The sequence below is a fragment of the Acinetobacter terrae genome (assembly GCF_013004375.1).
GTDB classification, from domain to species: Bacteria; Pseudomonadota; Gammaproteobacteria; order Pseudomonadales; family Moraxellaceae; genus Acinetobacter; species Acinetobacter terrae.
Genome location: NZ_JABERI010000041.1, coordinates 206,742 through 217,495, shown reverse-complemented (window position 1 = coordinate 217,495; position 10,754 = coordinate 206,742). Strand labels below are relative to the sequence as shown.

5 protein-coding genes are annotated in these 10,754 nt (G+C 39.9%); 3 read left to right on the top strand and 2 right to left on the bottom strand.

All coding sequences use genetic code 11. From position 1 onward, the window contains the following. The first annotated feature begins 463 nt into the window (after positions 1 to 463). Positions 464 to 1,039: a DedA family protein gene (locus tag HLH14_RS15820; RefSeq protein ID WP_081406255.1), complete on the top strand. Its 576-nt coding sequence runs from the start codon at positions 464 to 466 to the stop codon at positions 1,037 to 1,039. Between the two features lie 85 nt (positions 1,040 to 1,124). On the opposite strand, the gene coq7 is transcribed toward HLH14_RS15820, so the two are convergent. Both coq7 and HLH14_RS15810 read right to left on the bottom strand, forming a co-directional pair. Beyond that, positions 1,125 to 1,760 carry a 2-polyprenyl-3-methyl-6-methoxy-1,4-benzoquinone monooxygenase gene (coq7, locus tag HLH14_RS15815; RefSeq protein WP_171533476.1) on the bottom strand — a complete coding sequence of 212 codons (636 nt, stop codon included), beginning with the start codon at positions 1,758 to 1,760 and terminating at the stop codon, positions 1,125 to 1,127. A 4-nt stretch (positions 1,761 to 1,764) separates the two neighbouring features. After that, positions 1,765 to 3,084, bottom strand: coding sequence for an MFS transporter (locus HLH14_RS15810; RefSeq protein ID WP_171533475.1), 1,320 nt, complete (start codon positions 3,082 to 3,084; stop codon positions 1,765 to 1,767). Positions 3,085 to 3,262: 178 nt separating this feature from the next. Between HLH14_RS15810 and HLH14_RS15805 the strand changes: the two genes are divergently transcribed. Both HLH14_RS15805 and HLH14_RS15800 read left to right on the top strand, forming a co-directional pair. Next, positions 3,263 to 5,989, top strand: coding sequence for an autotransporter assembly complex protein TamA (locus tag HLH14_RS15805; protein WP_171533474.1), 2,727 nt, complete (start codon positions 3,263 to 3,265; stop codon positions 5,987 to 5,989). A gap of 22 nt (positions 5,990 to 6,011) precedes the next feature. Then, entirely contained in the window at positions 6,012 to 10,526 is a 4,515-nt protein-coding gene (locus HLH14_RS15800; protein ID WP_171533473.1) for a translocation/assembly module TamB domain-containing protein, read from the top strand. Positions 10,527 to 10,754 lie beyond the last annotated feature (228 nt).

Here is a 10,754-nt window from a genome sequence, read left to right as displayed (position 1 = left end):
ATGCTCCACAACTTTTAATTTAAATTCTTGAGAATATTTAGCCATTAAAAAGCACCCTTCAAATTAGACTAAGAGTGTCCAACTTTCGGGGTGCAGATTAGGATGTTGGGCTTTTTTATGCTTGATCAATTGTTGTGTAATGCAGGTTCTAGACAATCTTAACAATCTTCCAGATAATAAACATAATCGATTATGTTATCAGTGATGATTTTAAATTGAGTATTTTTAGGCACATAAAAACATTCATCTGCATAATAGCTGACTCTGTCGACTGTTACTAATTTGAATCAGACCCTTGTCTGAAAGAATTTTTATGCGTTCAGCGACTAGAGTTTCAAATAGGCAGAGAAATCATTTTATTTTACTGATGAAATATAAATGCTTAAAAAAGCAACCAGATTTGTCTTGGCAGTGAATAGTGATATGTCGAATATAGTAAAACTGTTATCAGACATATTAAAAAATGATGAACTGGACTGATCTCATCCAACACTATGGTTATTTTGCCATTTTGATTGGCAGCTTCTTTGAAGGTGAAACTGTTCTCATGCTGGGAGCCTATGCTGTACATCAGCATGTCTTCAATTTCTGGTTATTAATTATTGTTGCCATGCTGGGTGGGTTTTTAGGGGATCAACTTTATTATCAGATCGGCAGGCACTATGGCATCGACTTTATTCAAAAAAAGCCGAGACTTGCGCAAAAGTTTGAGCAATCAAGCCAATTTATTGAACATTATCCTGTTTTGACTATTTTTTTGATGCGGTTTGCCTGGGGCTTGCGTACGATTTTACCCATTTCAATTGGGATTAAAGGCTATCCTTTGTTGAAATATATGCTAGCGAATATTGTCGCCTGTTTTATTTGGGCATTTGTGATTGTGAGTGTTGGCTTGCAGCTAAGCCATTGGTTGCATGTGTTCTGGCAGAAAATTTTACCTTATCATCAAGATTTTTATATTGTCGGCAGTGTCATTGCCTGTATTTTAATATTACGTATTGCTTACAGTATCTTTGTTTATTGCCGCCAAAAAAAATAATTTAAAACTGCATTTTAAAGTGCTGAGTAAAAAAATCGCATAAAAAGCCCGCAATAATGCGGGCATTGAATCATGTAAAAACCAGTTAAATATAGTAACTGGTCTTAGTCATCAACTTGGAAATTGCCGTCATGGTAATACGTACAGGGGCAGGTAAATCCACACCGCCAGCATTCAATGCGGTATCTCTATGATGCAATTCATCTTCATTCATTTGCACAAGAATTTTACGCGAACGCTCATCTTGTTCAGGCAACTGTTTGATATGGTCTTGTAAATGCAGACTAACTTGACGTTCAGTTTCGGCCACGAAACCTAGGCTGTATTTATCACCGGCAATTCCTGCAATCGCACCCATACCAAATGACAAACCGTACCATACTGGATTTAACAAACTGGTATGGCTATCCAGTTCTTTTAAACGGTCTTCACACCAAGCCAAATGATCTTGTTCTTCAATCGCGGCCTGTTCCATTTCACGGCGTACATTGGGTAGTTTTGCAGTCAGTGCCTGCCCATGATAAAGCGCTTGCGCACAAACCTCACCGCTATGATTCACCCGCATTAAACCGGCAACATGCCGCGCTTCACTGACACCGAGTTTAGTTTCAACAGCACGGCCCGGATTTTCACGATGTGCAGCGGTCGTTCCCGGAACCAAACTGCGAAGCGCCTGGTCAAACGAATGAATAAATTTGTCGATACCGGTATATTGACGCATAAAATTAATCCTCTAAAGCTTGTTGTTGTGCTGCAAGCATCGGCTTGAGTTTAAACAAAAGCCATGTAGTGAAAAAGGCGCTTAGAATAGCTGTAATACTGAAAAGTATTTTAATATCAATCTTGAATATACTTAAGATGATAATGGAAAATATAGCAGAGGATACCATGAATACGGCATTTAAGATGTTGTTTGCAGCCACCACACGCGCACGATGTGAGCGAGGAGAAAAGGCCTGCATCATGGCGTATAAAGGTACGATATAAAAACCGCCACTAATCCCGAGCAATGTCACGGCAAGCATGACATGGTAATAGCTCCAGCCTTGGGTAAAGACATCTTTTAAACCCAACATTTCACCAGTGCGTTCAGGAACAAAAGATAGACTGGCTGCCAGATAAAATGCAAAAACAGTTAAACCGATTGCACCAATTGGTACCATCTTTAAATTAACTTCTATACCGCCAATCCTGCGGCACAATAATGAACCTACGCCAATTCCGACAGAGAAGAAGGTTAAAAGTAGACTGACTACATTTTCTGAGGCATGCAGGTTTTGTTGGGTGAGTTGTGGAATCTGGGTCAGATAGGTTGCCCCATAAAACCAGTACCAGGAATTACCCAATAAAATTAGAAAAACAATCGGTAAGCTTTTGGCATATCTTAAAGTCTGAAAACTTGTTCTAAAAAAGTTCCAGTCAATTTTAATGTCGGGTGACGTTACATTTTGCTTTAACACAAAGCGACTAGAGATGTATCCTAGAACAGCAATGGTGACCACAGTCAGGCTAATCCAGAACAGATTGCCGTCTGAAGCAGAAATGACTGCACCACCTAAAATCATACCAATCAAAATGGCAATGGATGTACCGGACTGAAACAAGGCATTTCCGGACATAAGCTCATTTGGCTTTAAAATTTCAGGTAAAATGGCGTATTTAATTGGCCCAAAGAAGGTCGAATGCACACCCATTAAAAATAAAGCCAACAATAATAGCCATAAATGACCCAGTAAAAAGCCAGCAGAGCCAATTAACATAATCACAATTTCGAGTATTTTAATGCCTCGTACCAGTTGTGAGCGTTCATATTTATCTGCAATCTGTCCGGCTGTCGCAGAGAAAATAAAATAGGGTAAAATAAACAATAAGGCCGCAAGATTATTCAGTGTACTTACACTGGCACTTTGTTGATTGATCCAACCATAAGTAATGACCAGTAACAACGATTGTTTATAGACATTGTCATTCAGTGCACCGAAAAATTGAGTGACAAACATCGGTAAAAACCGACGTGTGCCTAAAAGATGTTCATTTTTTTCCATGGTTTATGGGCTTCATTAAGTTTTATTAAGAAATGTGAGCATTTGGTAAAACACTATAAAAAATCATGTATTATGTTTTAAACCTATACTTTAGTGAAAATTCCAATAGATTTGAGTTTGTTAGCAAGCGGTTATTGGGCATTTCCATTACAAATATTATATTAGTTTAGAGTTCTTTATGCTTTCAAAACTGAATTTTAAAAAGTCGACTCTTACACTAAGTGTCAATTCCTTCATAGCGTGGGATGATCAACATAAACGATTTTGTTTAAGTCTCTTTTTAACATTACTGGCACAACAAGGTTTTGCACAAGTTGCACAGCCTGATACAACGGTCACTCAAACAGAATTTGAACAACAACTCAAGAGTGAAGCTGTTAAACAAGGTATGGGCAGTGCCGAAGAAATAGAAAAAATTGAAAATTTTCAAGAAAAACAAGCTCAACCTGATAGTTTGCAAATGCTGCAACAACAAGAACAGGCAGGACAAACTTTTGAAGAATTTAAGCCCATTGAATTTGATGACTTAGAAGAACTGCCTATTGAGCCAGTCAGCCAAACAATGGCAGACGAAATTTTTCGTGAGGCTGAAAATGCGAAAAATCAAGCACAACTCTACCGTGCAGGACAAGTTACAGAAGTTGTAGTTTCTGACGCAACGCAGCAAGAACTGGTTGAAATTAATCAGGCGCCGGTGAATGTCGATCAATTGATGTCGAGCATTCAAGACGATAGCAAAATTGTGGTTGAAGCCAATGAGGCGGGTAGAACCTTACCTGAAATTAAGCCAGCGGACGAAGTTGAAGAACCAAATTTCTTTAAACGGTGGCTCTATAAAATACGACCACCACGTCAATTGAATACTGCGAAAGTTGCGCGTATTAGTGCGGATGTCGTATTCACCTCAGCTCAAAACAGCAGTGATGTTTCAAACAAAGCTTATGCTCAAGCACTGGAAAATCTCCAAACCAATCTTAAAGGGAAGCTTTCCAGTTTTACCCAGGAATCCTTTAGTGATTTTCCTTCGGCGCTGCCACAATTAAGAACAATGTCTAATCAGGCAGCGCAGGCAGTGGGTTTCTATAATGCTAGCTTTAAATTTGAAAAACTCAGTGAAAACCGTGTTCGCGTCAGAGTAACACCGAATGAACCGGTACAAATTAAAGAACAGAATGTTGAGTTTAGTGGCGCAGGTGAAAAACAGGCACAGTTCCAGGTCATCAGTGTGTTACCCGATCAAGACGTCGGTGATATTTTCAACCATGGTTTATATGAACAAACCAAAACACGAATTAATGATGCAGCGAATAACAATGGTTACTTTGATGGATTTTGGCGTTTACATGATGTAAAAGTTGCTCAACCGCAAAATACTGCAGATATAAATTTACGTTATGAAACAGGTGATCGCTACAAATTAGGACCTGTGGAATTTCGGATGAGTGATCCATCGAAACCTTTACCAATGGACTTGGATGTATTGCAAAGTATGGTGTCATGGGAAGATGGTGCAGATTATGCTTTTTGGCGTGTCAACGGTTTAGCCAACAACTTAACCAACTCACGTTATTTTAATTACACTTTAGTGGATGCTGTACGACCCGATCCAATTGAAAAGCCGTTAGAACTTCCACCAGATATTCAGGCATTGGTAGATCAGCAAAAAATATCAGAAAATGAAGCGAGTGTTCAGGACAAAAAGCAAGTCGCTTCTTCAAAGGAAGTCACTCAATCGGTTGTGGATGAGTCACAATTCGCAGGTAAAGCAGATACAGAAGGCGATCAAAATCTGCGTCAAATGCGTGTAGAACAGGAAATCAAACAATCTGAAGAAGAGCGCTTGAAAGCTCAAGCACGTGAAGAAAAGAAAATTCCGGTAATAGTGACTTTAAATGCCGACCGTTTAAATAGTGCCGAAGTCGGTGCCGGTTATGGCAGCGATACCGGTGCACGTGTCCGTGGTCAGTATCGCCGTGCTATTGTAAACCGCCGTGGGCATTCATTTGATGCCAACGTAGAGTTATCCCAAATTCGTCAGTCGATTGATGGTCGTTATAATATTCCCTATAAGCATCCACTGAATGACTATATCAGTCTGGTGGGCGGTTATGAGCGTGAAGAACGTGATGACGTTGCACAAGGCAATGGATTGATGATTGAATCTGCTGTCGCGGGTGTGGATAGAATTATTAAAAGACCACGCGGAAGTTGGCAACATACTTTCGGTTTGCGTTATCGTTTAGATCGTATTACACAAGATGGTGTGCTAGATTCTGAAGAAATTCCGGATGCATTTTTAGCGAATCCAAATGAGCAGCAACAATCCTTATTATTTGGTTATGAGGTTGCTCGTACCACCAGTGATAAGCGGGTCAACCCAGGCAAAGGCTTTAGACAAACCTATAAAGTGGAACTTGGCAGTGAAACCTTATTGTCCGATGCCGATATGGCTATTGTGAATGCGGGTTGGCGTTTTATTTATTCATTAGGTGAAAATGATAACCATCAGTTTGTGGGGCGTGGTGATTTAGGTTATATCTTTACAGAAGATTTTACTAAAGTTCCTTATAACTTGCGTTATTTTACCGGCGGTGACCAAACTGTTCGTGGTTTTGACTATAAAAGTTTATCGCCTGAAGAAAATGGATTTAAAATTGGCGGGCAAGCTTTAGCAGTAGGTTCCTTAGAATATAACTATCAATTTAAAGAAGGCTGGCGCGCAGCCGTATTTAGTGATGTAGGGAATGCGTACGACAAAGATTTTAATACACCCACCGCATATAGTGTCGGTTTAGGGCTTCGTTGGGCATCGCCAATTGGTCCAATTCGTGTCGATGTGGCTTCAGGTATTTCTGATGATGATCATCCGATCCGTATCCATTTCTTTATTGGTTCACAATTATAAATTTTAGGTTTTAGAGAGCATTATGGCTGAAGTAGAACAGCAACCAGAGACAGAAACCCCTCGACCAAAAAAACGTCGTATTTTGAGGAGTGTGCTATTCACACTGCTCATTGTGTTGGTTCTGCTTATTGCTTCCTTCGCTGTGATGTTTACCACCGACAAAGGCAGTAAATTCTTACTGGACCGTGTTTTACAAAGCCAAAAAATTATTCATTATGAATATGAAAGCGGTAATCTTTTACACGGCATTATTCTCAAAAATATCCTGGTTAGCTTAAAACCGGTAGACGTTAAAATTGATCGTGCCGATGTGACTTTGGGTTGGCGGGCTATCTTAAAAAAAGAAATTCATTTGAATCGTGCCGATGTACGTAATCTGCAAATTATCACCAAGAATCCACCGAGTGATGAACCGTTTAAATTCAATGAAATCCGTTTGCCTTTTGTTTTGCGCTTAGATACGGCTGATGTAGATCATCTGCTAATCAAAACCTCATCTGCCAGCGTCAAATTTAATGATATTCACTTAAATAATGCACTTTGGTCAGGAACAGAACTTAAGTTTGAAGATTCCCGAATGGACATGGGCTATCTGTCAGTCAAAAATGCAACTGGCGATATGAAGTTTGAAGGTAAATATCCTTTAAATGCCGTTGGTGATTTAAATATACCGTCATTGAATAAAAGCCTGAATATTCATGATATTAAAGTGGTGGCTAAAGGTTCTCTAGATACCATTCAAGCAGGTGTGGCAACCAATACACCTGATCTGTTAACCGGTTGGGTGGTGCTACATCCGGTGCGCAAACATGTGCCGATGTTTGGTGAATTGCAGTTTAAGCAATATCACTGGCCATTAATCACTGAACAAAAGCTGTTTACTAAAAATGGTGTGGCTAAATTTAATGGTGATATTGAACGCTTAAATATCGATGTTGCAACGGATTTAAGTGGCAAAAATATTCCGCAAGGGCAATATAACGGTAGCATGCATACCGATTTGGTCCATCAGCTGGATATTAGTAATTTAAATGGCCAGCTGATGAGTGGCGCCGTGAATGTCGCAGGCGTGGTAAGCTGGAAAGACCATGTCACTTGGGATATGGCGGGTCGTCTGGATAAAATTAATCCTAAAGACAAACTGATTCCACAAGTGGTAAAAGACTTTCTACCGCCAAGTATGGATGGCAAAATTGCTTCTAAAGGTCGTCTCGAAAAAGGTCTGCATTTGACAGGATTGGTTGATTTTGACCGTTATGAAACATGGAATTTCAAACTCGATCAAGATGAGCAAAAAGGTAAAAAGCCAAATCCGATACTACTGGATATTGCCTGGAAAAATATTGACCGCGCCGTACCCTATATAGGTTGGTTAAGCAGTAAATCGGGTGATGTTCAACTGGCATTGGTAGAAGGTAAACAGGATATCCATGTTGCAACTGCTGTGTCTAAACATGATAAGGGGGTGTTGCCTGAAGGCCTATATAAAGCACAGCTCAATCTTAAAAATAATAATTTAAATGTGCCGAGTTTTAGTTACGTGGCAGGCAAAGGCAGCTTAAACGGAACTGCAAAAGTCGAGTTGCCGACTGAAAAACGTCAATTAAAATGGAATGCCATTGTTAATGCCAAAGATTTTAATCCGCAAACAGTGGTCGATGCTGCACCGGTTAATCTGTTAAATGGTCAAGTTAAAGCCAATGGTTTTGCAAAACCAAATCAGCAAATTATTCATTTAAATGCCATTAACTTGACCGGTCGTCTGGCACAACAAAATAACAATGAAACCGTTCGCTTAACTGGACGTAGCACCGCAGCCATTTTATTCAACGATCAAAAATCAGGTGGAGCATTTAAAAGTTTTGCTGTGAATTATGATGGTGCACTGAATGCAAGCAATATTCAGGCCAGTGAAGGTTTGCTCAAGTTTAAGGTTTCAGGTACACCTGAATTGATTAAAATTGCTGAGTTACAGCATTCAGGGATTGCAGGGAAAATTTTTGCCAGTGGTTTGGTTAATCTTAAAAATGGTATTGGCTGGAATGTAAATGCATCCTTGGTTCGATTTAAACCACATTATTTTGTGTCATCTGTACGTGGTGAACTCTCTGGTAATGTGAAAACTGAAGGGGTTTGGTCAGATACCCTAAAACGCATTAATATCGAAAAATTGAATTTGGCCGGTATCATTAATAATAAACCTGTTCGCGGAACAGGAAATTTGGCGATGGTCATTGATTCAAATCAAAAAGGTTTCTTACCTAAACAGTTTGAAGCGAATAATTTGTATTTGTCCTATGCAAAAAACCAGATTCAAGCGACTGGCAATGCGCAAAATTTAAGATTAAAAATTAATGCACCTGCCTTGTATGAAATTTATGCTGGACTCAAGGGGCGTGCTTATGGCTATTTAAATGTGCAATCACAACCACGCTTGCAAGCCACTGCAAATCTGGCGGTCGATAACTTTGGTTTTAATAATTTATTCAGTGTTAAAAAATTACGGATACAAGGTGAGTTGCCGACTTCGGAACTCACTCCAACGCTGATGACTGCGAAAATGGAGAGTTTGCGTAGTGGTGCGCGTGAGATTCAGCAAGGTGAAATTTCACTGGCAGGTACTCGTAAGGCCCACATATTGAAAGTTCAGGCAGAAAACAGAATTTCGAAATTTTATGTGCAATTGGCGGGTGGCTTTAATGCACAGAATGATTGGCTGGGGCAAATCCAGAAAGGTGATTTTGACTCTTTACGTGCCCGATTAGTGCAACGTCAAGATGCATCAGTCATTTACAGCTCTGCAAAATCTGAATTATTTGTCGGTGCACATTGCTGGTCGAGTCAGCAAAGCCAATTGTGTTTCGATCAACCGATTCGTGTCAGTAAAACCAAAGGTAATGTGTCCTTTATTACCCAAAATGTCGATTTAAATGACTTCGCTGCATTTATGCCTGAAGGTTTGGCAATTACCGGTAAAGTCAATGGCTATGCAAAAGCTGCATGGGCACAAGGCGCTAAACCGAAAATTGATGCAAGACTGGTATCGCGCAGTGGTGTTATTGGCTTGGCAGCTGAAGATCCGCAAGATGTGGGTTCTACATTAAGGTATAACGAAATTGGCTTAATTGCGAAAAGTGTAGCCGAAGGTTTACAAGTTCGTTTAGATGTAAAAACCCCTGACATTGGTACCGGTTATGCCAATGTCATTATTGATCCTTATAAAGACAGCAAACCCATGCGCGGTGAAGTTGCCTTTGATCAGGTGCAACTTAAAGTTTTTAAACCCTTTATTCAAGATATTCGGTCACTCGCTGGAACCTTGTCTTTTGCAGGGAAAATAACAGGAACACTGACTGAGCCTTTATTTAATGGTGAAATGCGCCTGAAAGATGGTGCCATTAGCATGATTTCATTGCCAGTAAACTTGAGCAATATCCAGGTTTATTCATCTATCCGACAAGATCATGCCAGTATTAACGGGGCATTTAATAGTGGTCAAGGCGTAGGTGCATTAACAGGTAATGTAGACTGGAAAAATGATCCACGTATTCAATTGCATTTAAAAGGCGAAAACCTGCTGATTCGCCAAGCGCCGTTAATTACAGCTGTGGTTACACCAGATTTAAGCTTGGATGTTTTGCCATTCAAGAAAAAACTAACCTTAAGTGGTAAGGTTGAAGTACCGCGTGCCTTAATTTCTATGCCTGAAGCTTCGGCACCCGTGATCAATGTATCAACGGATGTACGTATTGTGCATGAAGGGCAAGATCAGCTCGCCATATTGAGAGCGGCCCGACCATGGGATATTCGTGCAGATGTCATGGTAAATCTAGGCAATCAAGTGATTTTCCAGGGTTTTGATAGCCGTATTCCAATGATTGGACGTTTATATTTATCACAACGTGGACTTGAAACAGCAATGCGTGCCAATGGTGCAATTGGTGTCAGCCAACGTGTGAAAATTGAAGCCTATGGGCAAAGTCTGGATTTGAACCGTGCAATTGCTCGTTTCAATGGTCCTTTATATAATCCAACTTTAGACATTGATGCCAATAAGAGTGTGCAAGGTAGTACGGTAGGTGTTCGGGTTACCGGAACTGCAACCAGTCCAAATATTCAGGTCTATAACGATGCCGGTTTGTCTGAACAGGAAGCGTTAAATGCAATACTCACTGGCCGTATTAATGAAGGTACCAGCGGTATTAGTCAAACAGAAGGCTTTAAGTCCGATGTAAATAATACCATTGCCGCTGCCGGTATCAGTATGGGCTTGGGTGGCACACGTGCTTTAACCAATCAGATTGGACGTACCTTTGGCTTAAGTGGCTTGGCGTTAGATGCCCAAGGAACAGGTGATGATACCCAAGTCAGTGTGACGGGTTATATTACCCCTGATCTGTTTATTCGTTACGGTGTAGGTGTGTTTACACCCGTCAATAAATTAACTTTACGTTATCAAATGAATAAACGTTTGTATTTGGAAGCGAGCCAATCATTGGAGCGGGCTGTCGATTTGTTCTATAATTGGAAATTCTAGGTTTATGAAATATCTGAATTTTTAATTTATTTTTATTTGTTTTAAGATGTCTGGGAAGTTGTTCATCGAGGTTGATGATCAACTTCTCATTTTATCTAAGGAGTATGAATTATAAGAATGGATCATTATCTAATTTTTTATATTCCAAGAAAATAAGAGTAGAAGCAAGAATCAGTAGAATTCCAACGCCTAAAACAAAAGTGTCACCTAAATAAATTCCTGCTACGA

Bases quoted from the DNA above. Each gene is read 5' to 3' on its own strand.
- HLH14_RS15820 (WP_081406255.1), top strand. From the start codon at position 464: ATGATGAACTGGACTGATCTCATCCAACACTATGGTTATTTTGCCATT.
- coq7 (WP_171533476.1), bottom strand. From the start codon at position 1,760: ATGCGTCAATATACCGGTATCGACAAATTTATTCATTCGTTTGACCAG.
- HLH14_RS15810 (WP_171533475.1), bottom strand. From the start codon at position 3,084: ATGGAAAAAAATGAACATCTTTTAGGCACACGTCGGTTTTTACCGATG.
- HLH14_RS15805 (WP_171533474.1), top strand. From the start codon at position 3,263: ATGCTTTCAAAACTGAATTTTAAAAAGTCGACTCTTACACTAAGTGTC.
- HLH14_RS15800 (WP_171533473.1), top strand. From the start codon at position 6,012: ATGGCTGAAGTAGAACAGCAACCAGAGACAGAAACCCCTCGACCAAAA.